The following is a 24,804-nucleotide window of genomic DNA, read 5'->3' on the forward strand; positions in this document are numbered from 1 at the left end:
GCCTCAAGACTACCGTCATCGTTCCAGGCCAGAGGTGCGCCTCGGCGGGACCCCCGGCACAGTGAGGTTCTTCACAAGCTGCTCACAGCTCGGGTAGCATCGCAGATGTCACCGACCTGCGAGGAAGCATCATGCGCACACGAGCGCTGTCACTGACCATCTCCGCCGCCACTGCACTCGCCCTCACCGCCTCCCTCGGCACGACCGCGCTCGCCGCCGATCCCACCGAGAGCTCCGAACCGACGGATCCACCGGCGACCGATTCCGGCTCCGGCTCAGGCGCCGCCTCGGACCCACCGGCGACGAAGAACCTCGGCGACACCGCGATCGCCACGCATTCGGCCCGTGCCGGCGCTGTCACGGGCATCGACCTCGACGCCGACGAGGTGACCATCCTCGGTGCGACGTGGAACGGCGACGACCCGGGCCTCGAGATCCGCTACAAGCAGTCCGGGACATGGTCGGACTGGGAGGAGCTTCGCGTCGAGGACGAAGGCGGGCCGGACGACGGCTCGGCCGAGGCGCAGCAGGCGGCAGCGGTCTCCGGTGAGTCCGAGGCCGTGCCCGTCCTCGACTCCTCGAGAGTCGAGGTGCGCAGCGTCGACGGTTCGGCCGCGACCACGGACCTCGAGATCACGACGGTCTCGACCCCGGTCACCGTTGCGGATGAGGCGATCGACCCGCCGCCGGCCCCGGACCCGACACAGGGACTGTCCCCGCAGATCTACGACCAAGGACTCAAGGCGAACATCGTCACCCGCAAGGAGTGGGGCGCGGATGAGAGCCTCGTGCGCTGCCAGTCGGACCAGACGTCGAGCGCGAAGGGCGTCTTCCTCCACCACACGGCCGGGTCGAATTCGTACACGCAGGCCCAGGCACCGGGCATCATCCGCGGCTACCTCACGTTCCACACGCAGTCCCGGGGCTGGTGCGACATCGGCTACAACTTCCTCGTCGACCGGTTCGGCACGATCTACGAAGGCCGTGCCGGCAGCATCGACAAGGCGATCACCGGGGCACACGCCTCGGGCTTCAACTCGGGGACGATCGGGGTGGCCGTCCTCGGGACGTACAGCGGATCGGCCCCGAGCTCGGCCGCCCAGCGCGCCGTCGAACGGGTCGTCGCGTGGAAGGCGAACATGTTCGCGTTCTCACCGACAGGGTCGATGACGCTCACCTCCGGCGGCGGGAGCACCTCGAAGTATCCGGAGGGGAAGTCGGTCACGCTCAAGACCGTCTCCGGCCACCGGGACACGAGCTATACGGACTGCCCGGGCACGGCGTTCTACAACCGGCTCGGGTCGATCCGCACCGCGGCGGCGAACCTCCAGTCCTCGCTCGGCTACGTCACCAAGGGGGCGATCGGCGTGTACTACCGTGCGCATCGGGCGCAGACCGGGGAGCCGACGGGCACCGAGAGGTCGCTGTCGAATCCCGACGGCGCCTACCAGCACTTCACGAAGGGCACGGTCTACTGGTCGAGCGCGACCGGGGCGCACCTCAACAAGGGCGGAATCAGGACCGCGTACGGCGCGATCGGCTACGAGAAGGGCAGGCTCGGGTTCCCCACGAGCGACGAAGTGACCTTCAAGTACCGCTCGAACGCGGTCTACCAGAACTTCGCGGGCGGCATCATCACGTACTCGTCGACGACGAAGGGCCAGCCGCTCAGCGGCGGTTTCCTCGGCAAGTGGAAGTCGCTCGGCTGGGAACGCAGCAGCCTCGGCCTGCCGACGAGCGGCGAGTACACCTCGAACGGCAAGACCCGACAGAACTTCGAGAAGGGGTACATGACGTACACGGCGAGCGAGGGCGTCAAGGTCTTCGCCGGGTGAGCATCCTGTCAGAGGCGAGGCAGGGTCCGCCGGCGAGCCCGCCCCCTAGACTGGGCTGATGCGCATCCTTCTCTTCGGCGCCTCCGGCTGGGTGGGCTCCCGCCTGGCCCGACGCCTGTCCGGCGACCATGACATCGTCGGCGTCGTCCGCACTCCGCCGACCGCCTCGGTGGACTTCATCCCACTCGTCGTCCCCGACTGGGTCGAGCGACCGCACGCCGTCGCCGAGGCGCTCGCCGAGGTGGGACTGAGCATCGACGCGCAGATCGCTGCGGTCGGCGGCTGGTACGTCGACGGGCCGATGCTCGGCCGCGGCATCGACGCCTTCGACGCCGACTTCGACTCGTACCTGCGGGCGCACTTCTCCGCGTGCGCAGTCGCGGCAGACCTCGGGGTGGACATCCACCTTGCGTTCAACGGCGTCGCGAGCATCGAGGCCTGCGTGGGCTCGGGGGCGATCAGCGTCTTCGGGGCCGCCCAGCAGATGCTCATCCGCGTCGCCGACGCCGAGTCCCCGTCCGTGCGGTTCCGGGAGCTCACCATCCTCGCTCCGCTCCACGGTGATGAGCGCAACGACACCGAGGGCGGGGTCGAGACGATCGGCATCGACGTCGTCGTCGGCGCCGCCGAGCGCATCCTCACCGCAGGCACGGACGAGGTCATCACCCACCTCGCCCCGTCCGACGCCCTGCTCACTGAGGAGGGGGCTTCGCCTTCGCATAGCGGATGACGACCTGATCGTCGAGCTGCTCGATCCCACGCACGCGCAGGGGGATGTCGGCCTCGAGCCCCGAGAAGTGGGTGAGACCGTCCCGGAGATAGCGCGACGAGATGCTCAGATGCAGCTCCGTGTGCGGATAGTGCTCGAGGATCCGATAGGCGAGGTTGGGCCCGGATTCGCACACGATCTCGTCGCTGTCCGACGCGAGCCCGGCGACCACCTCGGCGAGGGAGTTCGGGGTGAAGCCCACGGCACGGTAGTCGAGTCCCCGATCGGCGAGCTGCCGGGCGAGCTCAGCGGGGTCGGACTCCGTGAGGACGTGGACGGGGGTGTGTTCGAGGGCTTTGCCGGGGGCGTTGATCATCGGCAGCCGGGGGTTGAGCGCGGTACGGCGGTCGATGATGATCGCTCCCGCCCGCCTGCGCAGTCCGACGAAGTAGCGAAAATCCGTCGGCGTCGAGACCCCCGTCGACCAGCCGTCGTGGGCGTAGGCGCCGTTGATCGTCTGGACGAGGGCGATGGTGATCCGGCGCATCATTCCCTCAGTTCGCTCACGGGACCCATGGCGATGCGCGGGTCCGCCTCCGGGTCGATCGTCCGCATGATCCACAGGAGGTCCTTCTCCTTGAGGGTGACGCACCCGTTCGTGCCCGAGTCGTGATCGAGGTGGAGCCAGATGCCGCCGCCCTTCTCCTTGCCCAGGGGCCGCGTCCGGTCAGTCGGCGGAGTGCCGCGCTTGCGGTTGTAGTCGATGGCGATGATGTAGTCGAACACGCGGGAGTACTCCTCCCCGTAGGCGACGGTCGCCGAGGCGGGCAGTCCGGCATCGCGCGTGTAGGCCAGCTTCGTTCCCGGGTCCTTCCGGTATCCGCCCGCATCGGTGAGGGTGAAGACACCGCTCGGGGTCGTCTTGTCCCCTTCCCGGCGGTCGGCGAGCCAGCCGTTGGATCCGTTGTGGGTGGGGAAGGTCTTCCGCTTCGTCCACGTCTCGTCCGTGCGCTCGTAGAAGGCGAGCTCACCGCTGTCCGAGGCGGCGTCGGGGCTGCTGACGACGATGACCTGGGTCGTGCCGGCCGGGATCTGCGCCGAGGTCTCAGGGCCGAGCCCCGGGACCGTCGGTCCTGCCGCCGAGGCGGACTCCTGACCGCCGGGGTCGAGCTGGGCGGGGACGGCGAAGTCGCCGGTCCGCATCTGCTGAGCGGGAGCCGCGAGACCCCGGTCGGTGTCGGGGGACTCCTCGGCGGGCCCGCACGAGGAGAGCACGAATGCGAGCCCGACGACGCCCGCGCACAGGCGGGTGCGAGCACTGACCATGACGCCATCCTCTCACGGGCGCGACCCGGGCGGGGTGCGTGTCTGTGAGAAAATGGCTCCCATGAGCATTCCACCCGTGCCGAACCATCCTCCGCGCCCCGGGCGCCGGAAACCGGCCGAGGAGACTCCGGATTCGATCACCACGCAGCTCTTCATCGGCCAGGACAGGCCCGCCGACGCCGACGGATCGACGCAGGCGCTGTCGGCCGAGGAGATCCAACGGCTGCGGTCGATGGTCTCCGCCGACGGCACTGAGGCCACGGAGGTCCTCAGCCTCGATGAACTCCGTCAGCTCGCCGCCGAGGGCGCAGGATCCGGGGGACCGGAGTCCGAGGAGTCCGGACCGTCCCCGAGGAAGGCGAGTGCATCCGACATCGCCGAGGCGCAGGCCGCCTCGGCGCCCCGGCAGTGGAACCCGCAGGGAACCCCGCACAACGGGGGCGCTGAAGGTCCGGGTCGCGGCGGCGAGGGCTTCGGCGCCGCGGCCCCCGGCATGGCAGCGGCCTCCGGCGCGGCAGCCGCTCCGGGTCGGGCAGGGTACGGGTCGCAGGGTCAGGGCGGCGGCACTCCCGTCCCTCCGGCAGGTGCCGGGTACGCCGCCGGCTACGGCGGTGACGGCTACGGTCCGGGGGGTCCGACGGGTCCCGGTGGCGGGGCCGGCGGCGGCAGCGGTCCGGGGGGACCCTACCGGCGCGAGCCGGAGACGAAGCGCGTGCCGGCGTGGCTGTGGGTCCTCGCGGCCATCGCTCTCGTCCTCGCCCTCGGCATCGTCGGCTACATCGTCTGGGACTCGATGCAGAGCAGGGACGACGTCGCCTCTGCGCCGGTGAGTCCGAGCCCCGCCCCGAGTCTCGAACCGACCGAGGGACCTGAGACGTCGAGCCCTCCGGCCGCGGTCGAGACCTTCGCCTCGCCGTCGGGCAACATCGAGTGCACGATCGACTCCGAGCGGGCTCGCTGTGTCATCAGCTCCTTCGACTACACGCCTCCGGAGCGGCCCGAGGACTGCCAGATGGAGAACTGGGGCTCGGTCGTCGTCGCCAACGGCGAAGGCGCAGGGTTCTCGTGCGTTGAGGCCCCGGAGAACGCGGGGCCGGCGCGCGTCCTCGGATACGGAGAGTCGATCTCGGCCTCGGGGATGACGTGCACGTCCGCCGAGGACGGCATGACGTGCACATCCGACTCCACCGGCGTCGGCTTCACGGTTCGCCGAGCCTCGGTCGACTTCCTCGGGGACTGAGGGCCGCCCCGGCGGCGTCGGGGACTGCGGTGGTCCCGGGGACCGTCGACCGCCTCGGCGGCAGAGGACGGAGTCGGATCACGAGCCAAGTGTCTTGAGATGTGGACAGTGCGCTCGCCCCGGCGGGTCGGCGGTCTACCGTGGAGGCGTGGCTCACAGGTTCATCCTCCTTCCGTGCCGCGACGAGTCCTGAACGGACAGCGCCCTCGTCGCGGAGTCCTCCATGCTGATCCGCACGACGAGAGATGACGAGGAATGATGAATCTGCAGCAGCCGACCCCCATGCCGTACCAGAAGTACAAGTCGTTCCAGGACCGGATCGCGCTCGACATGCGCGACCGCACCTGGCCCGACCAGGTCATCCGGAAGGCCCCGCGCTGGCTGAGCACCGACCTGCGCGACGGCAACCAGGCGCTCATCGACCCGATGACCCCCGATCGCAAGCGGAGGATGTTCGATCTCCTCGTCAAACTCGGGTTCAAGGAGATCGAGGTCGGGTTCCCCGCGGCGAGTCAGGTCGACTTCGACTTCGTCCGCTCGATCATCGACGATGATGCGATCCCCGACGACGTGCGGATCTCCGTCCTCACCCAGGCGCGCGAGGACCTCATCGAACGCACCGTCGAATCGCTCGTCGGGGCGAAGATGCCCACCGTCCACCTCTACAACGCGACCGCCCCGGTCTTCCGCAAGGTCGTCTTCGGCTTCGACGGCGACGGCTTCGACCAGACCCGCGACATCGCCCTGCAGGGGACCCAGGCGGTGATGAAGCACGCCGAGACGCTGCTCGGCGACGCGGACTTCGGCTACCAGTACTCGCCGGAGATCTTCGTCGACACCGAACCCGAGTTCGCCCTCGACATCGTCGGCTCCGTCCTCGACATGTGGCAGCCCGCCGCCGGACGCGAGACCGTCGTCAACCTGCCCGCCACCGTCGAACGCGGCACCCCGAACACATACGCCGACCAGATCGAATGGTTCTGCCGGAACATGCCCTACCGCGACGAGGTGGCCGTCTCCCTCCACCCGCACAACGACCGCGGGACCGGGGTCGCTGCGGCCGAGCTCGGCATCATGGCGGGCGCTGATCGGATCGAAGGCTGCCTGTTCGGCAACGGGGAGCGGACCGGCAACCTCGACCTCGTCACCGTCGCGCTCAACCTCTACACGCAGGGCGTCGACCCCGAACTCGACTTCTCCGATATCGACGAGGTCATCCACACGGTCACCGAATGCAACCAGATCGGCGTCCACGAACGTCACCCCTACGGCGGCGACCTCGTCTTCACCTCGTTCTCCGGCTCGCACCAGGATGCGATCAACAAGGCCTTCGCCGACCGCGAGCGCAATGCGAAGGCCGACGGGGTCCCTGTCGACCTCATGGAATGGGACATGCCCTACCTGCCCGTCGACCCGAAGGATCTCGGCCGCTCGTACGAGGCGATCATCCGCGTGAACTCGCAGTCGGGAAAAGGCGGCGTGACCTACCTGCTCAAGAGCGAGTACGGTCTCGATCTGCCGCGCCGGATGCAGGTCGAGTTCTCCAAGGCCGTCCAGCAGCACACTGAGGCCGGAGGCGAGCTCACCGCCGAGGAGATCCGGCGCATCTTCAACCACGAGTACCTGCCCAGCGACAACCCCGACCAGACCTGGGGCCGCTTCCAGATCGTGGGGCTGCGCACCGAGTCCGGGGCCGTCGACGACACGACCTCCTCCGAGCGGATCGAGGTCGACCTCATCGTCGACGGCCAGGAGCGGACGTACGAAGGCCGGGGCAAGGGCCCGATCGACGCCCTCGTGCGCGTGCTCAACGACAACTTCGACCTCGACATGCGCCTCCAGGACTACACGGAGCACGCGATCGGATCAGGAGCGGACACGACGGCCGCGGCCTACGTCGAACTCGCGATCGACGACCGCGTGCGCTGGGGTGCGGGCCTCCACCCGAACATCACGAAGGCCTCCCTCAAGGCGGTCATCTCCGCGGTCAACCGGGCGGTGCGCGACCGCGAGGAGTGAGCCGACCGGCGACACTCACAGGGCGCGGCGGGGCATTCCCTGCCGCGCTCTGCGATAATGGATCGGTGCACAGCTATCGTGATGAAGGCATCGTCCTCGCGGGCCACAAGCTCGGCGAAGCGGACCGCATCGTCACCGTCCTCACCCGCAGCCACGGACTCGTCCGTGCCGTCGCGAAGGGGGTCCGGCGCACGAAGTCGCGGTTCGGCTCCCGCCTCGAGCCGTTCATGCTCGTCGACGTCCAGTGCCACATCGGACGCAACCTCGACATCGTCACCCAGGTCGAGCTCATCGAACCCTTCGCCCGCGGCATCGGCGCGGACTTCGACGCCTATTCGGCCGCCTCGGTGATGGCGGAGACTGCCCGCAGCATCACCGAGGCCGAACCCGTCTCCCGGGCCCAGTTCCTCCTCCTCGTCTCCGCGATCCGCTCCCTGTGCAAGGGCGAGCACCCGCCGAGGCTGGCCCTCGACGCGTACCTGCTGCGGGCGATGTCGGTCGCCGGATGGGCGCCGAGTCTGCTCGACTGCGCCCAATGCGGGGCGCCGGGACCGCACCGGGCGTTCTCGGCCGCGCTCGGCGGCGCCGTGTGCTCGGCTTGCCGTCCGAGCGGGGCCGCCCTGCCCGACACCGACGCGCTCGACCACCTCGCCGCCCTGCTCACCGGCGACTGGGAGAGTGCCGAGTCCTCGGACCTCCACGACCAGATCGACGGCTCCAAGCTCGTCTCGGACTGGGTGTCGTGGCACCTCGAACGCAACATCCGATCACTGTCTGTCCTGGAGCGCACGTGACCTATCCTGCCCCTCCCGCCCATCCGAGCGGGGCGAGACCCCCGCGCCTCGACCCGAAGTTCGTGCCCTCCCACGTCGCTGTCGTCATGGACGGCAACGGGCGCTGGGCCAACGAACGCGGACTTCCGCGCACTGAGGGCCACAAGGCGGGAGAGGCGTCCCTGCTCGACGTCATCCACGGGGCGATCGAGATCGGCGTCGACTATCTGTCGGCGTACGCGTTCTCGACGGAGAACTGGAAGCGCTCACCCGAGGAGGTCCGCTTCCTCATGGGGTTCAACCGCGACGTCATCCGCCGCCGCCGGGACGAGCTCAACGCGCTCGGGGTGCGCATCGTCTGGGCCGGCAGGCGAGGTCGCCTGTGGCGCTCGGTCATCGATGAACTCGAGACCGCGGCCGAGATGACCAAGCACAACACAGGTCTGACCCTGCAGTTCTGCGTCAACTACGGCGGTCGGTCGGAGATCGTCGACGCCGTCAACGCGATCACCGCCGAGGTGGCCGCGGGAAAGCTCAAGCCCGGGAAGGTGAGCGAGAAGACGATCCGCTCTCGCCTCTACGCGCCGCAGGTGCCCGACGTCGACCTCTTCCTCCGGTCCTCGGGCGAGCAGCGGACGTCGAACTTCCTCCTCTGGCAGTCCGCATATGCGGAGATGGTCTTCCAGGACGTGCTCTGGCCCGACGTCGACCGGCGCACGCTGTGGGCGGCGATCGAGGAGTACGCGCGCCGCGACCGGCGCTTCGGCGGGGCCGTCGACCGGCCGGGGGAGACCGCAGGCTGAGTCACTTTTCGCCAGGACGATCGTTTTGCGCCCGACCGTCGCCGGTGTGAGTCACTTTCCGCCCGAACAGTCGGTTCATGCCCCGACCGATCGAGCGAAAAGTGACTCAGAGTCGAAACGTGGACATCGGGAGAGTGCTCTCTCTGCTGAGGCGGCCCCCGTCCAGGGCGGAACTTCAGCAGAAGAGGCCGTTCCGCATAGCGCGCGGGTCCGCGAGATGATGAGCGGGCGATCAACACCGCAGCGGGCCCGGAAGTCCCCGATACACACGCTGAAGGGGCCCACAGCACGAATGCTGCGGGCCCCTTCTGGCTGTGTGCCGGCTCAGTACCGGGCGCCGACCCTCACGCTGAGAGCGCCGGCTACTGACGCGAGATCAGTACCGGTCGCGCGAGCGGTCCCGGTCGCGGCCGCCGAACTTCTTCCCGCCGCCTCGGCGGTCGCCGCGGAAGTTGCGGTTGTCGCCGGGCTGCTTGTCGAAGTTGCGCTTCTTGAACGGGCGCCCCGGACGACCGGAGTCGGGACGGATGTCGATCGGGCGGCCCTGGATCTCCGTGTGTGCGAGCTTCTTGAGCACACCCGGATCGAGATCCTCGGGCAGGTCGACGAGGGTGTGGTTCGAGCGGATGTCGATGTGCCCGATCTGCTTCGAGGTGATGCCGCCCTCGTTCGCAATCGCTCCGACGATCGAACCGGGCTGCACCCGCTCGTTGCGGCCGACGGCCAGACGGTAGGTGACCATGCCCTCGCGGCTGCGACCGCCGCGCTTGCCGTCACGGTCGCGGCCCTGCTTGCCGCGGGTCGGCTCGGGCATCGGCTCCGCCTTGAGGGAGTTCGACTCGAGGACCATCGACGCCAGTGCCGCGGCGATGTCCGTGGCGGGGACGTTGCGGCTGAGCTCGTACTGCTCGATGACGGTGGCGAGCTCGCTCAGCTCCGTCGTCGCGAGCGCGTCGTCGATGCGCTTGGTGAACTTCTCCACGCGCGTGTTCGTCAGCTCCTCGACGCTGGGCAGAGTGAGCGGTTCGACCTTCTGCTTCGTCGCGCGCTCGATCGAGCCGAGCAGGCGCTGCTCACGCGGGGTGATGAAGAGGATCGCCTCACCGGAGCGTCCCGCGCGGCCGGTGCGGCCGATGCGGTGGACGTAGGACTCCGTGTCGTGCGGGATGTCGTAGTTGACGACGAGCGAGATGCGCTCGACGTCGAGACCGCGTGCGGCGACGTCGGTGGCGACGAGAATGTCGATCTTGCCCTCGCGCAGCATCTCGACCGTGCGCTCACGGGCCTGCTGCGGGATGTCGCCGTTGATCGCCGAGGCCTTGAAGCCACGCGCCCGCAGCTTCTCCGCGAGCTCCTCGGTGGCCTGCTTGGTGCGGACGAACATGATGATGCCGTCGTACTCCTCGACCTCGAGGATGCGGGTGAGCGCGTCGAGCTTGTGGGAGTGCTGGACCATGAGGTAGCGCTGCCGGATGTTCGACCCGGTCTGCGACTTCGCCGCGACCCGAACCTCTTCGGGATCGTTGAGGTACTTGCCGGTGAGGCGGTGGATCGAGGTCGGCATCGTGGCCGAGAACAGAGCGACCTGACGCGAGTCGCCGGTGGCGTTGAAGATCTCCTCGATGTCCTCGGCGAAGCCCATCTTGAGCATCTCGTCGGCCTCGTCGAGGACGAGGTGCTGGAGGTTCTCGAGCTTGAGCGAGCCCCGCTTGAGGTGGTCGATGACGCGACCGGGGGTGCCGACGACGACCTGCGCACCGCGCTTGAGGCCGGCGAGCTGCGGACCGTAGGACTGGCCGCCGTAGATGGGGAGCACGGAGAAGTCGTCGAGATTCGTCGCATACGAGGTGAACGCCTCGGCGACCTGGAGCGCGAGCTCACGGGTGGGGGTGAGCACGAGAGCGAACGGTCCGTCCGATGCCCGCCCCGCCTCGGCGAGGTGGGAGAGGATCGGCAGGGCGAACGCCGCGGTCTTGCCCGTACCCGTCTGCGCGAGTCCGATGACGTCGCGACCGGCGACGAGCGCAGGGATCGTCGCGGCCTGGATCGGGGACGGCGATTCGTAGCCGAGGGCTTCGACGGCGCGCAGGACCTCGGGATGGAGGCCGAGCTCGGCGAACGTCGGCGTGGTCTCCTGAGTGGATTCTTCGGTCATGAGTGGTTCTCTCTCACGTCGGCACACACTTGATCGCAGATGACTGTAGTGGCGATCTACCCTGCGGCCGCTTGTGCGATCATGACTGGCAATCCGGGCCGGAACCGTACGCTTCCTTCCGACTGCGCGCGGGCACAGTCATCGGTACGGAGAAAGGTTTGGGTGTGGCACCAGTCTACCGTGCCGATCCTCGCCGAGGCGGCCCCGACCCTGCGTAAGAGGTGTGAGTTCCATCGCCTGCCGCGCTTCACCTGGAGGCGGCCGTGACCCGATAGGCTGGAGTCTGTGCGCCACGGCAGCCGGCCGTGGCGGCAACGGATACCAAGGAGAGTCAACCGTGGCACAGTCCAAGCTCGATGCCGTCATCGCCCTGGCCAAGCGCAGAGGATTCGTCTTCCAGGCAGGGGAGATCTACGGTGGTTCCCGCTCGGCGTGGGACTACGGCCCGCTCGGCGTCGAACTCAAGGACAACATCAAGTCCCAGTGGTGGCAGACCTTCGTCCGCGGACGCGAGGACGTCGTCGGCCTCGACTCGTCGATCATCCTGCCCAAGCGCGTGTGGGAAGCCTCCGGTCACGTCGAGACCTTCGTCGACCCGCTCGTCGAATGCCTCCGCTGCCATCACCGTCACCGCGAGGACCACCTCATCGAGGCCTATGAGGCCAAGCACGGAAAGGCTCCGGAGAACGGGATGGCCGACGTCGTGTGCCCCGACTGCGGCACCCGCGGCCAGTGGACCGAGCCGCAGCAGTTCTCCGGACTCGTCAAGACGTTCCTCGGCCCCGTCGAGTCCGAGGCCGGACTGCACTACCTGCGCCCGGAGACCGCGCAGGGCATCTTCGTCAACTTCAACAATGTGCTCACCGCATCAAGGAAGAAGCCGCCGTTCGGAATCGGGCAGATCGGCAAGTCCTTCCGCAACGAGATCACGCCCGGCAACTTCATCTTCCGCACCCGTGAGTTCGAGCAGATGGAGCTCGAGTACTTCGTCCACCCCGACGACGCTCCAGCCCTCTTCGACGAATGGGTCGAGGACTGCTGGAACTGGTTCCTCGGCCTGGGCCTGAGCGAAGAGAACATGCGCCGCTTCGACGTCCCCGAGGACGAGCGCGCCCACTACTCGGCAGGCACCATCGACATCGAGTACCGCTTCGGCTTCCAGGGCTCGGAGTGGGGTGAGCTTATGGGCGTGGCCAACCGCACCGACTACGACCTGAGCACCCACACCGAGGCGTCGGGGGCGAAGCTGCAGTACTTCGACCAGGCCAGCGGCGACCGCTACACGCCCTACGTCATCGAGCCCGCGTTCGGCCTCACCCGGTCGATGATGGCCTTCCTCATCGACGCCTACACCGAGGACGAGGCGCCGAACACCAAGGGCGGCACCGACACCCGCATCGTGCTCAAGCTCGATCCGCGCCTCGCTCCGGTGAAGGCGGCTGTGCTTCCGCTCAGCCGCAACGAGAAGCTCACTCCCGAGGCGAAGGCTCTGGCCGCTCGCCTGCGCAGTCGCTGGAACATCGACTTCGACGACGCCGGAGCGATCGGTCGCCGCTACCGCCGCCAGGACGAGATCGGCACCCCGCTGTGCATCACGTACGACTTCGACTCCCTCGACGACGGTGCGGTGACGATCCGCAAGCGCGACGACATGAGCCAGGAGCGCGTGAGCCTCGATCAGGTCGAGTCCTACCTCGCCGACCACCTCGGCGGGGCCTGAGTTCCACGGTCGCACGGCACGGCGGGTCCGCCGCAGCCGTGCGACCGCCTCGGCGGGGCGAGAACCTGACAGCGGCCCTGCCCCCGGCACCGACGACGACGGCCTCGGCACCTTGTGAAAGGTGCCGAGGCCGTCGTCGTGCGAGTGACGATCAGAACATCGTCCAGGCTTCCTGGAGGACGCCGCGGATGATCTGCTCCATCTCGTCGAACTCCTTCTGACCGACGGTCAGCGGGGGCGAGAGCTGGATGACCGGGTCGCCACGGTCGTCGGCACGGCAGTAGAGGCCGTTCTCGTACATCTTCGCCGAGACGAAGTTCTTGAGGATCCGCTCCGACTCCTCTTCGGTGAAGGACTCCTTCGTGTCCTTGTCCTTGACGAGTTCGATGCCGTAGAAGAAGCCCTCACCGCGGACGTCGCCGACGATCGGGAGGTCCTTGAGCTTCTCGAGCGTGAACTTGAACGCGCCGGCGTTCTCGTGCACGTGGTCGTTGAGCTTCTCGTTCTCGAAGACGTCGAAGTTCGCCATCGCGGCGGCACAGGCGACGGGGTGACCGCCGAAGGTGTAGCCGTGGTAGTACGTCGCGTCGCCGCCAGGACCGAAGGGCTCGAAGAGGCGGTCCGAGGCGATCATCGCACCGAGCGGAGCATAGCCCGAGGTGATGCCCTTGGCGCTGGTGATGATGTCGGGGACGTAGCCGAAGTCGTTGCACGCGAACATGTCGCCGATGCGACCGTAGGCGCAGATCGTCTCATCGGAGACGAGGAGGACATCGTTCTCGTCGCAGATCTCGCGCACGCGCTCGAAGTATCCGGGAGGCGGCGGGAAGCAGCCGCCGGAGTTCTGCACGGGCTCGAGGAAGACGGCGGCGACGGAGTCGGCACCCTCGAACTCGATCGCCTCGGCGATGCGGTCGGCGGCCCAGCGGCCGAAGGCCTTCTCATCGTGCGCGTACGGTTCGGGTGCGCGGTAGAAGTTCGTGTTCGGGACCTTGTGGGCACCGGGGACGAGCGGGGCGAACTGCTCGCGCAGGCCCGGCAGGGAGGTCACGGACAGGGCGCCGTGCGGGGTGCCGTGGTAGGCGGTGGCACGGGAGATGATCTTGTGCTTGCCGGGCTTGCCGGTGAGCTTGAAGTAGTTCTTGGCAAGCTTCATCGCGGACTCGACGGAGTCGCCGCCGCCGGAGGTGAGGAAGACGCGGTTGAGATCGCCGGGGGCGTAGGAGGCGAGGCGCTCGGAGAGCTCGATGGCCTGCGGGTGGGCGAAGGACCACAGCGGCATGAAGGGCAGCTTCATGGTCTGGTCGTACATCGCCTTCGCGATCTCCTCGCGACCGTGTCCGACCTGGACGGTGAAGAGACCGGCGAGGCCGTCGATGTAGCGCTTGCCCTGATCGTCGAAGATGTAGTGGCCTTCGCCGCGGGTGATGATCGGTGCCTGTCCGCCGTTGAACAGGGCCTGGTGCGGAGCCATATGCATCCACACGTTGTTGCGCACGGCTTCCTGATACGGAGTGCCGGCTCTGGTGACATTGTCTGTCATCGTGTCCCCCAATTGTATTTTTGCTTTTCGAGTGAGAGGTACATGAAGAGCTCTGTGTCGACGACCGCGTCGATCGACCGGAGCTCCCTGTTGACGAAATCGATGAGGTGTCGGTCCGATTCGCAGACGATCTCCACAAGGAGGTCGAACGACCCCGCGGTGACGACGAGGTAGTCGATCTCGTCGTACCCGTGCAGCCTGTCGGCGACCTTCGAGATGTCTCCGCGGACCTTCACTCCCACCATGGCCTGTCGGGCGAAGCCGAGACTGAGCGGGTCGGTCACGGCCACGATCTCCATCACGCCGGAGTCGATGAGCCTCGACACCCTCTGTCGCACGGCCGCCTCGGAGAGTCCGACGGACTTCCCGATGGCAGAGTAGGACTTGCGTCCGTCATGCTGGAGTTCGACGATGATCGCCTTGGACTTCTCGTCGAGGTTGCCCAGGCGGTGACTGCTTCCGCTCGGCAGCGAGTGGGCCATTCTTCACCTCCGTGATGTGAGTCTCAGATCAATCTACCATTGAATCAGTCGGAATGCGTAGTCCACTGTGCGAATTCAGTTGATTGTGTTGAAATTTCATTCTGTATCCGTCAGTGCGTGTCGATCCGAGGTGCGGGCGGCGCCCGTCGACACGCTCGCGGACCGTCATTGACACCGTGTGAGCGCGATCACCACACTGAGGGCATGAATGAAGGCGAGCTGTTCACCGGCGGCGAGGCGGACCGTCCCGACGTCCAGGGAATGCGGCCGGGATCCGAGCAGGGCGGTGCGGGGCAGGCGGTGCGCTCGCGCCCGCAGCCGACACCGGGAGAGGTCGACACGATCGGGGCGCAGAACCTCGGGTTCTCCCCAGAGGAGTACCTCGCCCGGATCGCGGCGGTGCGCGGACGGATGAGCGATCAGGGACTCTCGGCGCTCATCGTCACCGACCCGGCCAACATCTACTACCTCACCGGCTACAACGCGTGGTCGTTCTACACCCCGCAGATGCTCTTCGTCCCCTCCTCGGGTCCGCTCACGCTCTTCCTGCGCGACATGGACGCCCGCGGGGCCTCCCACACCTCGTGGCTGCCGCCCGAAGACATCGTCGGCTACCCCGAGCGCTACGTTCAGCGCCCGCACATCCACCCCTTCGACTGGGTCGCCTTCGCACTCCGTCAGCGGTGGGAGGTCGCCCGGGCCTCGTCCTCGCCGGTCGGGGTCGAGATGGATTCGCACTTCTTCTCCCCGCGCGCCTTCCGGGCGCTCGTCAACGGTGTGCCCGAGTGGCGTCTCGTCGACTCGTTCGAGCTCGTCAACTGGATCCGGGCGATCAAGTCCGCTGACGAGCTCGCCCTCATGCACCGGGCCGCCGAAGTGACGAGCGCGGCGATGGACGCGGCCCTCGGCACGGTCGGGCAGGGGGTCGGCCAGCACGAGGTCGCCGCCGCGATCTCCGCCGCGCAGGCGCGGGGGAGCGGGCCGTCGTGGGGTGATTATCCGGCGATCGTCCCGCTCATGCCCACCGGTGAGAGCGCTGACACTCCGCACCTGAGCTGGACGGATCGGACCTTCGCCGCAGATGAGTCGGTGAGCATCGAACTCGCCGGGGTCCACCGCCGCTACCATGTTCCCTTGGCGCGCACTGCCGTGGTGGGGCGTCCGAAGCAGGAGCTCGTCCGCCTCGAGGGGGTCGTCGCCGAGGCGCTCGCGGCCGTGCTCGACGTCGCCGCCCCAGGCGTTCCGACCGCCGAGCTCGCCCGGACGTGGAATCGGGTGCTCGCCCGGGCCGGTCTGGAGAAACCGAGCCGGCTCGGCTATTCGATCGGTATCGGATACCCGCCCGACTGGGGTGAGCGGACGATCTCGATCCGGACGGAGGACGACCAGATCCTCGAGGCGGGCATGACCTTCCACCTCATCTGCGGGATGTGGATGAACGGCTACGGCTATGAACTCTCCGAGTCGATCCTCGTCACCGACTCCGGTGTCGACACCTTCACGGACTTCCCGCGCGAACTCATCCGGCTCTGAGCCGGCATCGGACCGGCGAGGGCGACGATCTGTCGAACCACCTCGGCGGGGGACAGGGTCGCCATCATCGGCAGCGCGAGGACGTAGCGGGTGAAGATCGTGCCGACGATGACGACGGCGAGCCGACGGGCTGCGGTACGTCCGACCGCCTCGGCGAGGGCGCCGAAGACGGTCCGCTCGAGATAGCGGCTGAGCAGCTGAGCCCGCGAACCGTCATCGGCGAGCTCCCTGGCGAACGCCACGAGGCGGGGGCCGTGGACGGGGTGATCCCAGACTGCGACGATGCCCTCGGCCAGTGCCCGGACGTCGAGGGTGCCGTGCTCGGTCGCCGCGGCAACGACATGATGCGGGGCGACGGTGAGGGCGAGGGCGACGATGAGGAGTTCGTCCTTCGAGCCGAAGTGATAATTGACCAGCGAGTGGCTCAGGCCTGCCTCCGCCGCGATCTGCCGAGCGGTGATCGTCGCCGGATGTCCGCCGGCAAGCAGACGCTGAGCCGCGGCGACGAGTCTCTGCCGGGCGTCCGACGTCCCCGAGGGTCGACCCGGTCGTTTATTGACCATGGTGGCATTGTCCCATGCCCTGGGAGCAGTCTGAGGCCATGAAGGCACAGTGGAACGAACAGGATCAGACGGTCACCGGCGACGATTCGCGGCGACTCGGCGCGGCGGCGGACACGGACTGCATCGTGGTCGGCGGCGGTCCCGCCGGCCTCGTCTGCGGGCTCGTGCTCGCCCGTCTCGGGGTGAGGGTGACAGTGGTGGAGAAGCACGATGACTTCCTCCGCGACTTCCGCGGCGACACCATCCATCCCTCAACCCAGGACCTGTTGGCCGAGCTCGGCCTCCTCGACGAGTTCCTCACCCTGCCGCACGAGGACATGCCTCGCGTGACGTTGCGGTGGAACGAGGAGGAGTTCGTGCTCGCTGACTTCTCGCGGTTGCCGACCCGGCGTCGGGTGATCAGCTTCATGCCGCAGTGGGAGTTCCTCGATCTCATCGCCCGCGCCGCCTTGCGCGAGCCGACGTTTACGCTGCTGCGCAGCACCGAGGTCATCGACGTCGTCCGGGCGGGAGAGCGGATCGTCGGTGTCCGCACGCGATCGTCGACGGGGGAGGAGACCCTGCAGGCACGCCTCGTCATCGCGGCGGACGGTCGGGATTCGACCGTGAGGGACGCAGCGGGACTGCACCCCCAGCGGCTGGCGACGGCGATGGACGTGCTCTGGTTCCGCGTGCCGAAGGCCAGTGGTGAGTCCCTTCCCTTCGTGCAGGCTGGTGCCGGTCTTCTCCTCGCCATCGACCGAGGCGAGTACTTCCAGGTCGCCAATGCGATCCCGGCAGGCACCTGGGTGCCGTCGGCGGCGGCGCTCACCGCACTGCGGGCGCGGGTCGCCCGGATCGCCCCGCAGCTGAGCGGACGGATGGAGCACGTGGGTCTCGACGACGTCAGGCTCCTGCGGGTGAGACTGGAGCGCCTGCGACGCTGGCACGCACCCGGCCTGCTGTGCATCGGAGACGCCGCGCATGCGATGTCGCCGGCCGGTGGAGTCGGCATCAACCTCGCCATCCAGGACGCGGTCGCCGCGGCGCGAATCCTCGGGCCGAATCTCCGCGCGGGCACACCGACGGCGAGGCAGCTGCGCCGAGTGCAGAGGCGGCGCGCCTGGCCGGCGACGCTCATCCAGTGGGTCCAGCTGCGCATCCAGCCGGTGCTCCTCGGCGATCGCCCAGCCTCGCGTCCGCCCCTGCCGCTGCGCCTCGTCGCCCGATTCCCCGCGCTCGCCCACGTGCCCGGGCGCATCATCGGCGTGGGGCCTCGGCCCGAACATGTCGGTGCCGGTGCGCGGCGCGGTTTCAGCAGGCGGTGAATGCGGCTGCGGTTGCGGAGGTGGCGGCGGACGCGGACTGCGACGCGGTTGGTGCGGGTTGCGCGGACGGGACGACCGCCTCGGCGGGGATGCGCGCACCCGGCACCCGGAGCGGTGTTTCCTACGCGTGCACGGGGAGGTTTCGTCGCTGCGGGGATGACGTGCCGAGTGGAGGGTTGTCTGTGAACCGACGACGATGGGGTGTTGTCACGGGGAGGACGTGCGGTTGCGGGGTGGAGGTGGCGCTGGGGGTAGGGCGTGCGCCTGCGGGGGCGAACTGTGACGCGGCGTGATGTCGTCGAAGGAAGTCAGCCGAGGAACTGCAGCCAGAGGCCGACGGCGAGTGCGTTGATCGCGACGATGAGCGCCGCGCGGCCGAGCACCCACGAGCCGTCGCGGGGATCCGCGCCGGTGCCGCCGGAGAGCTGGACGGACATCGCGACGCGCGGGGGCGCGGCCAGGGCGGCGAAGGAGCCTGCGACATTTCCGGCGGCGACGACCGTCATCGCCGGGGCCCCTGCCGCGTCGGCCGCCGAGGCGAGGGTGCCCGAGAACATCGCGTTGCTGCCCGTGTTCGACCCGGTGAGGACCGCCCCGACCGTGGTCAGCCACGGAGTGACGAGGAGGAGGCCGGCGGGGACGAGTGCGCCGATCGCGTCGCTCATCCCGCTCGTCGTCATCACCCAGCCCATGACCATGAACGCCGCCGTCGCCGCCCCGATGGGGACCCATGCGCGGACCGCGGACGCCGCGACCGGGCGCAGGAGTTCCTTCGCCGAGGCGACAGCTGGGTCAGGGTCGGTGCCGGAGTCGCCTGCGTCCGCCGTTTCGCCGGCCTCGGCGTCCGTCGGTCCGGGACCCGGGGTGTTCGCCGGACCGGGACCCGGGGTGTCCGCCGGCCCGGCGCTCGCCCCGCGCGCTCGCCCCCGGCCCCGGGCGACGAGGACGGCGACGAGGCAGGCGACCGCGAGCCAGAACGGGGGAGAGGAGACGATGTCGGTGAGGGGCGACGGAGCGAGCGCGTAGAGCTCCCGGGCGATGAGGATGCCGACCGTGAGTGTCGCATACGGCAGCACCGCACGCCCGAGCGAGCGGTCCATCCCGGCGAAGCGGCTGCGGACCGACAGGGGCAGGCCGATGCCGGCGATGACGAGGAGCGAGCCGACGATGCCGGCCGGGGCCATGCCGAGCAGGGCGTTCGAAGCCAGGATGCCGGCCCAGAGCAGCCCGGCGGCGGCTGCCATGCCCAGGGCGCTGAGGGGCCTCGGGCGGGCGAGGGCGATGATTGCGACGAGGACGACGGCGATGGGGATCGCATTGATCCAGGCCGTGGTCAGGCCGAGGGCGTCGACGTCGAGGTCGGCGAGCGCGGCAGCGACGGTCGTGCCCGGGCCGAGCGCACCCCAGGGGACGGCGACGAGCCCGAGGAGGCCGAAGAGCGCGGAATGGCGGATCGAGCAGCCGAGGTGGCGCAGCACCGGCACGCCGATCGTCACACCGATGCCGAAGCCGGTGACGGACTCGGCGAAGGGGACGATCCCGAAGACGACGAGGGCGACGCCGATCGACCGACTCGGCACGGTCGCCTCGACCCAGCCGGAGAGTGCGCGCATGGCACCGCTGGCCTCGAGGATCGAGGCGAGCATCATGCCGAAGAGGAGGATGAGGGCGACTTCGACGACGAGCGGGAAGTAGTCCGTGCCGGCGGCGGCGAAGACGGCAAGCGGTGTGGGGAATGCGAGAAGCGCACAGACGATCGACCCGAGGAGTCCTGCCGCCGCCGAGATCCATGTCGGAACCCGGACGGCGAGGAGGACTATCACGAGGGCAAGAGGGGAGAGCGCAAGGACACCGGGCATTTTCGCTCTTCATGGATCGAAATCTACTATCTGAGAATACACTAGGATGGGATCATGGCGAAGTCAGAGGACACGGGAGCGCGGGTGTTCGGCGCGCGGGTGCGGTCCCGCCGGCGGCACAGCAACCTCACGCTCAACGAGCTCGCCGCCCGCGCCGGGATCTCCCGCGCCGCCCTGTCGAAGATCGAGCGCGGCGAACAGGACACCTCCGTCTCGAATGCCATGGGCCTCTCGCGCGCCCTCGGCGTCGACGTCGGCGAACTGCTCGCCGAACCCGAGGTCGTCATCACCCCCAGCGAAGCCATCCTCGCGCTCACGAGCTACGGTCCGGGCACGCACCGCCGCGACCTCCCCTCCCCGATGGAGAACATGGAGGTCATCCACTACACCCTCGATCCGCGCAGCGAGACCTCCGCCATCGCCGCCCACCGCTCCGGATCCCGGGAGACCTTCTACGTGCTCGCCGGGATCGTCGAGATCGTCACGATCGACCGTCGCACCGTGCTCCGCGCCGGCGACTGCGCGCAGGCCCCCGGCGACGTCCCGCACCAGGTCGCCAACCCCAGCGACCGTCCGGCCGAACTCATCCTCATCATCGTCTGAGACCGCCCCCGCCGAGGCGGTCCGCCCTTGACGGGCCCCACCGGACTCGGGCATCCTTGACGGGTCCCATTCCCGTCGGAAGGCAGCCACCCCCAGTGAAGTGACCACTCATTTCCGCACCCGCGGGCGAAACGGCCCCGCACCACACACGTGTGCACGAAATGAGGTCACAGATGACTGCTGCCATATCCATCTCCGGACTCGGCTACCGCCTCGGCTACGACACCGAGATCCTCGACTCCCTCACCGCGACCATCCCGACCGGACGTGTCGGCCTCGTCGGTGACAACGGGATCGGAAAGTCCACCCTCGCCCGTATCCTCACCGGCGAGCTCACCCAGACGACGGGCACCGTCATCGGCTCCGCAGGCGCCGTCCACATCGACCAGCTGCTCCCGCACACCGATGTCCCCGTCGAGACCGTCCTCGGCATCGGAACCGTCCGCTCAGCCCTCCACCGCACCCTCGCCGGGCACGGGGAGGACGAGGACTTCGCCGTCATCGGCGACGACTGGGACATCGAAGAGCGGGCCCTGTCCGCCCTCGCCGAGGTGGGGCTGCGTCTCGAGTCCCGTGACCTCGACCGCCGGCTGCGGACCTTCTCCGGTGGGGAGGCCATGCGCATCGGCCTCGCCCGTGCGGCTCTCGCCGGATCCGCATGGCTCATCCTCGACGAGCCGAGCAACAACCTCGATGCCGCAGGGCGCTGACTCCTCGGCGAGCTCCTCGACCGGCGGAGCGGACCGAGCCTCATCATCTCCCACGACCGAGACCTGCTCGAGACGATGGACGCGATCGTCGAGATGACTGACGAACTGCGTGTCTACGGCGGCGGCTACAGCGCCTACGAGGAGTTGGTCGCCGCCGAGGAGGAGGCCAAGCGGTCTCGGCTCACCGATGCGAAGAAGACGCTGACGATCGAGAAGCGCCAGCGCATCGAGCTCGAGACGACGCTGGCGCGCGCCGACCGGAAGGCGGCCACGGACACGGCGAACAAGCGGCGGCCGAAGATCGTCATGAACGGACTGAGCGACTTCGCCCAGAAGTCGGCAGCCAAACGTCGCGGAGACAAAGCCGCCGACGAAGCCCGAGCCGAAGCGGACGTGCAGAGGGCGAAGGACGCCCTCCGCCGCGACCCGTCGATCACCCTCCACCTGCCCGAGACCGAGGTCCATGCCGGCAAACGGGTGCTCGAGATCGACAGCGCAGGGCTCGAGCGTCCGTGGACGATCGTCGGAGCGGAGCGGATCCGCCTGACCGGACCCAACGGCGCCGGAAAGTCGAGCCTGCTCGCCGCCCTGCGCGGTGGGTCGGCGAGCGCTCCGGTCGTCGAGCTCTTCCCCGGGCTGAGCACAGCCGTCCACGTGCCCATCGCCCACCTCGACCAGCAGTACCGGCTGCCCGAGCACTCGAGCGTCATGGATGCCGTCCGGGACCCGAACCCGGGACTGGAGAAGCATCGCGTCCACGAGGTGCTCGCGGCGATGGGTCTGCGTGCCGGGCGCACCGAGCAGCTGTGCGGGACGCTCTCGGGAGGGGAGCGCTTCCGCGTCGCGCTCGCCGCCGCCCTGCTCGCCGACCCCGCCCCGCAGCTGCTCCTCCTCGACGAACCCGGCAACAACCTCGACGTCGCCTCCCAGCGGGCGCTCGCCTCGGCGCTCGAGGGATTCGGGGGAGCGATGCTGCTCGTCACCCACGACGACCGCCTCGGCGAGGAACTGGGTGCGGTCACCGAATGGGACGTTCGCGAACTGCGGGAGGCACCCGCTGAGGGCGACCAGTCGACGACTGTGAGTAAGGGAACGGACCGGGCGGTGTCCGATTTGCCTGCCTTTGGGATAATGGACGGGTGAGTGTCATGAGCGAATCCACGTCCCCGGCCGTCGCGCCTCTGCGCATCGGCCCCATCGAGCTGTCCTCCCCGGTCGTGCTCGCCCCCATGGCCGGGATCACGAACACCGCGTTCCGCCGGCTCTGCCGCGAATACGGTGCCGGACTCTACGTCACCGAGATGGTCACCTCACGCGCGCTCGTCGAACGCAGCCCCAAGAGCATGCGCATCATCCACCACGAACCGTATGAGACCCCGCGCTCGGTCCAGCTCTACGGCGTCGACCCGGTGACGATCGGGCAGGCCGTGCGCATGCTCGTCGAGGAGGACCGCGCCGACCACATCGACCTCAACTTCGGCTGCCCGGTGCCCAAGGTCACCCGGAAGGGCGGCGGCTCGGCCCTGCCGTGGAAGCAGGACCTCTTCACCGCGATCGTCACCACCGCGGTGCGCGAAGCCGACCGCGGCGGGATCCCGCTGACGGTGAAGATGCGCAAGGGCATCGACGCCGACCATCACACCTACCTCGACGCGGGGGAGACCGCCCGCAACGCCGGGGTCGCGGCGATCGCCCTCCACGGGCGCACGACCGCCGACCTCTACTCCGGGACCGCGGACTGGGAGTCGATCGCCCGGCTCAAGGACCACCTCGGCGACAGCGTTCCGGTGCTCGGCAACGGCGACATCTTCTCCGCCGAGGACGCGCTGGAGATGATGGCGCGCACCGGCTGCGACGGCGTCGTCATCGGCCGCGGCTGTCAGGGACGGCCGTGGCTCTTCGGGGACCTCGCGAACGCACTGAACGGCAGCGATGAGCGCCACCGCCCCGGACTCGCCGAGGTGGCCCGTGCCGTCCGCCTCCACGGCGAATACCTCGTCGACTACTACGGCGAGGAGTTCTACGGAGTCCGCGACCTGCGCAAGCACATCGCGTGGTACTTCAAGGGCTACCCCGTCGGCGGCGATCTGCGCAGCCGACTCGCGATGGTCTCATCCCTGGCCGAACTCGACGCCCTCCTCGCCGAACTCGACGACGCCCCCTACCCGGGGGAGGCCGCCGAGGGCTCGCGCGGACGCACGACCCGCCCCAAGCGCCCCCACCTGCCCGAGGGCTGGCTTGACTCCCGCGTCTTCGACGCCAGCGGCACCGCGCTGCTCGCCGAAGCCGAACTCGACATCTCGGGAGGCTGAGCGTGCCGACCGAGACCTCCGCACGCATCGCCCAGGCCTCCGGGCACGTCGCGGACTACACCGCCCGCGACGAGGAGCGCTGGGTCATCGAACCGGCGAAGAACCCGCGCCGTTCGGCCTTCCAGCGCGACCGCGCCCGTGTGCTCCACTCCTCGGGGCTGCGCCGCCTCGGCGCGAAGACGCAGGTCGTCTCGCCCGGCACCGACGACTTCGTCCGCACCCGGCTCACCCACTCCCTCGAAGTCGCGCAGGTCGGCCGCGAACTCGCCCGCTACCTCGGCTGCGATCCCGACATCGTCGACACCGCATGCCTGAGCCACGACCTCGGGCACCCGCCCTTCGGCCACCACGGGGAGACGATCCTCGACCGGCTGTGCGCCGACATCGGCGGCTTCGAAGGCAACGCGCAGACCCTGCGCCTCGTCACCCGCATCGAACCCAAGGTGCTTGCCCCCGATGGCCGACCCGCCGGGCTCAACCTCACCCGGGCCAGCCTCGACGCCCTGACGAAGTACCCGTGGCCGCGGGCCGAGGCCTCGGCCGGGCGACGCGATTCGGGAGTGCGGAAGTTCGGCGTCTACGACGACGACATCGCCGTCTTCGACTTCTACCGGGCCGGTGTCGTCAACGGTCGCCGCTGCCTCGAGGCCCAGGTCATGGATCTCGCCGACGACATCTCCTACTCGGTCCACGACGTCGAGGACGCGGTCGTCGCCGGGCACCTGCGCCTGAACGAGTTCACCGATGACACCCGACGCGCGGAGCTCTTCGCGATCACCCGGCAGTGGTACCTGCCCGAGACCGACGATGCGGAGATGGACAAGGCGCTCACCCGCCTCCAGGCCGCCGCGTACTGGCCGGAGACCGAATTCGACGGCTCCCGCCGCGCCCAGGCCGCCCTCAAGCACATGACGAGCCAGCTCATCGGCCGCTTCGTCGGCGCCGCGGAGGCCGCGACCCGCGAGGAGTACGGGTGGGAGCCGCTCAACCGCTACCAGGCCTCCCTCGTCGTCCCCGAGTCCACGGCCGTGGAGATCGCCGTGCTCAAGGGGATGGCCACGCTCACGGTCATGGTCGCGGAGGACCGGCTGCGCCTCCACGACATCCAGGACACCGTCATCACCACGCTCGCCGAATGGTATGACGCGCACCCGAGAGGGCTCGATCCGATGTTCGCCGCCGACCATGCGGAGGCCGCCGACGATGCGGCCCGACTGCGCGTCATCGCCGACCAGATCGCGTCCCTGACCGACCATTCGGCGTGGACGCTCTACCACCGGATCCAAGCCGGGGCGGGGGATCGTCTCTAGAC

At 68.9% G+C, this 24,804-nt stretch carries 21 protein-coding genes; 14 read left to right on the forward strand and 7 right to left on the reverse strand.

Annotation, left to right across the window (positions count from 1 at the left end):
* Positions 1-131: 131 nt before the first annotated feature.
* Positions 132-1,835, forward strand: a complete 1,704-nt coding sequence (locus BC102111_RS04365; protein WP_101623702.1) for an N-acetylmuramoyl-L-alanine amidase — start codon at positions 132-134, stop codon at positions 1,833-1,835.
* A gap of 58 nt (positions 1,836-1,893) precedes the next feature.
* Positions 1,894-2,565, forward strand: coding sequence for a hypothetical protein (locus tag BC102111_RS04370; protein WP_101623703.1), 672 nt, complete (start codon positions 1,894-1,896; stop codon positions 2,563-2,565).
* On the opposite strand, the gene BC102111_RS04375 is transcribed toward BC102111_RS04370, so the two are convergent.
* Positions 2,528-3,091: a dihydrofolate reductase family protein gene (locus tag BC102111_RS04375; RefSeq protein ID WP_101623704.1), complete on the reverse strand. Its 564-nt coding sequence runs from the start codon at positions 3,089-3,091 to the stop codon at positions 2,528-2,530. The genes BC102111_RS04370 and BC102111_RS04375 overlap by 38 nt on opposite strands.
* Complete coding sequence (locus tag BC102111_RS04380; RefSeq protein WP_101623705.1) at positions 3,091-3,870, reverse strand: L,D-transpeptidase family protein; 780 nt, start codon at positions 3,868-3,870, stop codon at positions 3,091-3,093. The genes BC102111_RS04375 and BC102111_RS04380 overlap by 1 nt, the downstream gene beginning before the upstream one ends.
* 61 nt (positions 3,871-3,931) lie before the next feature.
* Between BC102111_RS04380 and BC102111_RS04385 the strand changes: the two genes are divergently transcribed.
* The 4 genes from BC102111_RS04385 (at position 3,932) to BC102111_RS04400 (ending at position 8,705) form a co-directional block, all read left to right on the forward strand.
* Positions 3,932-5,110 carry a DUF6636 domain-containing protein gene (locus BC102111_RS04385; RefSeq protein ID WP_146001394.1) on the forward strand — a complete coding sequence of 393 codons (1,179 nt, stop codon included), beginning with the start codon at positions 3,932-3,934 and terminating at the stop codon, positions 5,108-5,110.
* A gap of 255 nt (positions 5,111-5,365) precedes the next feature.
* On the forward strand, positions 5,366-7,129 hold the full coding sequence (gene leuA, locus BC102111_RS04390; RefSeq protein WP_009377062.1) for a 2-isopropylmalate synthase: 1,764 nt from the start codon (positions 5,366-5,368) through the stop codon (positions 7,127-7,129).
* A gap of 65 nt (positions 7,130-7,194) precedes the next feature.
* Positions 7,195-7,923, forward strand: a complete 729-nt coding sequence (recO, locus tag BC102111_RS04395) for a DNA repair protein RecO (protein WP_101623707.1) — start codon at positions 7,195-7,197, stop codon at positions 7,921-7,923.
* A complete protein-coding gene (locus tag BC102111_RS04400; protein ID WP_101623708.1) occupies positions 7,920-8,705 on the forward strand; it encodes an isoprenyl transferase in 786 nt (261 codons plus the stop codon). The genes recO and BC102111_RS04400 overlap by 4 nt, the downstream gene beginning before the upstream one ends.
* 376 nt (positions 8,706-9,081) lie before the next feature.
* Here BC102111_RS04400 and BC102111_RS04405 read toward each other — a convergent pair whose 3' ends face one another.
* A complete protein-coding gene (locus tag BC102111_RS04405; RefSeq protein ID WP_009377065.1) occupies positions 9,082-10,860 on the reverse strand; it encodes a DEAD/DEAH box helicase in 1,779 nt (592 codons plus the stop codon).
* Positions 10,861-11,197: 337 nt separating this feature from the next.
* On the opposite strand from BC102111_RS04405, the gene BC102111_RS04410 reads away from it, so the two are divergent.
* A complete protein-coding gene (locus tag BC102111_RS04410; protein WP_101623709.1) occupies positions 11,198-12,580 on the forward strand; it encodes a glycine--tRNA ligase in 1,383 nt (460 codons plus the stop codon).
* Positions 12,581-12,731: 151 nt separating this feature from the next.
* Here BC102111_RS04410 and BC102111_RS04415 read toward each other — a convergent pair whose 3' ends face one another.
* Both BC102111_RS04415 and BC102111_RS04420 read right to left on the reverse strand, forming a co-directional pair.
* Positions 12,732-14,123 (reverse strand): aspartate aminotransferase family protein, encoded by a 1,392-nt coding sequence (locus tag BC102111_RS04415; protein WP_051995511.1) that lies wholly within the window; start codon positions 14,121-14,123, stop codon positions 12,732-12,734.
* On the reverse strand, positions 14,120-14,605 hold the full coding sequence (locus tag BC102111_RS04420) for an Lrp/AsnC family transcriptional regulator (RefSeq protein ID WP_095375486.1): 486 nt from the start codon (positions 14,603-14,605) through the stop codon (positions 14,120-14,122). Before BC102111_RS04420 ends, BC102111_RS04415 begins: the two co-directional genes overlap by 4 nt.
* Positions 14,606-14,809: 204 nt before the next feature.
* Between BC102111_RS04420 and BC102111_RS04425 the strand changes: the two genes are divergently transcribed.
* Positions 14,810-16,138 carry a M24 family metallopeptidase gene (locus BC102111_RS04425; RefSeq protein ID WP_101623710.1) on the forward strand — a complete coding sequence of 443 codons (1,329 nt, stop codon included), beginning with the start codon at positions 14,810-14,812 and terminating at the stop codon, positions 16,136-16,138.
* Here BC102111_RS04425 and BC102111_RS04430 read toward each other — a convergent pair.
* Positions 16,054-16,701: a TetR/AcrR family transcriptional regulator gene (locus tag BC102111_RS04430; protein ID WP_101623711.1), complete on the reverse strand. Its 648-nt coding sequence runs from the start codon at positions 16,699-16,701 to the stop codon at positions 16,054-16,056. The genes BC102111_RS04425 and BC102111_RS04430 overlap by 85 nt on opposite strands.
* A 38-nt stretch (positions 16,702-16,739) precedes the next feature.
* Between BC102111_RS04430 and BC102111_RS04435 the strand changes: the two genes are divergently transcribed.
* Positions 16,740-18,008 (forward strand): FAD-dependent oxidoreductase, encoded by a 1,269-nt coding sequence (locus BC102111_RS04435; RefSeq protein WP_101623892.1) that lies wholly within the window; start codon positions 16,740-16,742, stop codon positions 18,006-18,008.
* A gap of 308 nt (positions 18,009-18,316) precedes the next feature.
* Here the strand turns inward: BC102111_RS04435 and BC102111_RS04440 are convergent, their stop codons facing one another.
* On the reverse strand, positions 18,317-19,867 hold the full coding sequence (locus BC102111_RS04440) for an L-lactate permease (RefSeq protein WP_101623712.1): 1,551 nt from the start codon (positions 19,865-19,867) through the stop codon (positions 18,317-18,319).
* A 54-nt stretch (positions 19,868-19,921) separates the two neighbouring features.
* Here BC102111_RS04440 and BC102111_RS04445 point away from each other — a divergent pair, with 54 nt between their 5' ends.
* The 5 genes from BC102111_RS04445 (at position 19,922) to BC102111_RS04460 (ending at position 24,802) form a co-directional block, all read left to right on the forward strand.
* Entirely contained in the window at positions 19,922-20,470 is a 549-nt protein-coding gene (locus tag BC102111_RS04445) for a helix-turn-helix domain-containing protein (RefSeq protein WP_009377081.1), read from the forward strand.
* A 173-nt stretch (positions 20,471-20,643) separates the two neighbouring features.
* Positions 20,644-21,180, forward strand: a complete 537-nt coding sequence (locus tag BC102111_RS17970; RefSeq protein WP_232252589.1) for an ATP-binding cassette domain-containing protein — start codon at positions 20,644-20,646, stop codon at positions 21,178-21,180.
* A gap of 93 nt (positions 21,181-21,273) precedes the next feature.
* A complete protein-coding gene (locus tag BC102111_RS17975) occupies positions 21,274-22,323 on the forward strand; it encodes an ATP-binding cassette domain-containing protein (RefSeq protein WP_232252588.1) in 1,050 nt (349 codons plus the stop codon).
* A gap of 5 nt (positions 22,324-22,328) precedes the next feature.
* A complete protein-coding gene (gene dusB, locus BC102111_RS04455) occupies positions 22,329-23,492 on the forward strand; it encodes a tRNA dihydrouridine synthase DusB (RefSeq protein ID WP_063250146.1) in 1,164 nt (387 codons plus the stop codon).
* Between the two features lie 2 nt (positions 23,493-23,494).
* Positions 23,495-24,802 (forward strand): deoxyguanosinetriphosphate triphosphohydrolase, encoded by a 1,308-nt coding sequence (locus BC102111_RS04460; protein ID WP_373270476.1) that lies wholly within the window; start codon positions 23,495-23,497, stop codon positions 24,800-24,802.
* Positions 24,803-24,804: the final 2 nt, after the last annotated feature.

Source organism: Brevibacterium casei CIP 102111 (assembly GCF_900169275.1).
Taxonomy (GTDB): domain Bacteria; phylum Actinomycetota; class Actinomycetes; order Actinomycetales; family Brevibacteriaceae; genus Brevibacterium; species Brevibacterium casei.

What these genes read in the sequence shown, in the direction of transcription:
- BC102111_RS04365 (WP_101623702.1), top strand. Translation starts at nt 132, where the DNA reads ATGCGCACACGAGCGCTGTCACTGACCATCTCCGCCGCCACTGCACTC.
- BC102111_RS04370 (WP_101623703.1), top strand. Translation starts at nt 1,894, where the DNA reads ATGCGCATCCTTCTCTTCGGCGCCTCCGGCTGGGTGGGCTCCCGCCTG.
- BC102111_RS04375 (WP_101623704.1), bottom strand. Translation starts at nt 3,091, where the DNA reads ATGCGCCGGATCACCATCGCCCTCGTCCAGACGATCAACGGCGCCTAC.
- BC102111_RS04380 (WP_101623705.1), bottom strand. Translation starts at nt 3,870, where the DNA reads ATGGTCAGTGCTCGCACCCGCCTGTGCGCGGGCGTCGTCGGGCTCGCA.
- BC102111_RS04385 (WP_146001394.1), top strand. Translation starts at nt 3,932, where the DNA reads ATGAGCATTCCACCCGTGCCGAACCATCCTCCGCGCCCCGGGCGCCGG.
- leuA (WP_009377062.1), top strand. Translation starts at nt 5,366, where the DNA reads ATGATGAATCTGCAGCAGCCGACCCCCATGCCGTACCAGAAGTACAAG.
- BC102111_RS04405 (WP_009377065.1), bottom strand. Translation starts at nt 10,860, where the DNA reads ATGACCGAAGAATCCACTCAGGAGACCACGCCGACGTTCGCCGAGCTC.
- BC102111_RS04415 (WP_051995511.1), bottom strand. Translation starts at nt 14,123, where the DNA reads ATGACAGACAATGTCACCAGAGCCGGCACTCCGTATCAGGAAGCCGTG.
- BC102111_RS04420 (WP_095375486.1), bottom strand. Translation starts at nt 14,605, where the DNA reads ATGGCCCACTCGCTGCCGAGCGGAAGCAGTCACCGCCTGGGCAACCTC.
- BC102111_RS04425 (WP_101623710.1), top strand. Translation starts at nt 14,810, where the DNA reads ATGAATGAAGGCGAGCTGTTCACCGGCGGCGAGGCGGACCGTCCCGAC.
- BC102111_RS04430 (WP_101623711.1), bottom strand. Translation starts at nt 16,701, where the DNA reads ATGGTCAATAAACGACCGGGTCGACCCTCGGGGACGTCGGACGCCCGG.
- BC102111_RS04435 (WP_101623892.1), top strand. Translation starts at nt 16,740, where the DNA reads ATGAAGGCACAGTGGAACGAACAGGATCAGACGGTCACCGGCGACGAT.
- BC102111_RS04440 (WP_101623712.1), bottom strand. Translation starts at nt 19,867, where the DNA reads ATGCCCGGTGTCCTTGCGCTCTCCCCTCTTGCCCTCGTGATAGTCCTC.
- BC102111_RS04445 (WP_009377081.1), top strand. Translation starts at nt 19,922, where the DNA reads ATGGCGAAGTCAGAGGACACGGGAGCGCGGGTGTTCGGCGCGCGGGTG.
- BC102111_RS17970 (WP_232252589.1), top strand. Translation starts at nt 20,644, where the DNA reads ATGACTGCTGCCATATCCATCTCCGGACTCGGCTACCGCCTCGGCTAC.
- BC102111_RS17975 (WP_232252588.1), top strand. Translation starts at nt 21,274, where the DNA reads ATGACTGACGAACTGCGTGTCTACGGCGGCGGCTACAGCGCCTACGAG.
- dusB (WP_063250146.1), top strand. Translation starts at nt 22,329, where the DNA reads ATGAGCGAATCCACGTCCCCGGCCGTCGCGCCTCTGCGCATCGGCCCC.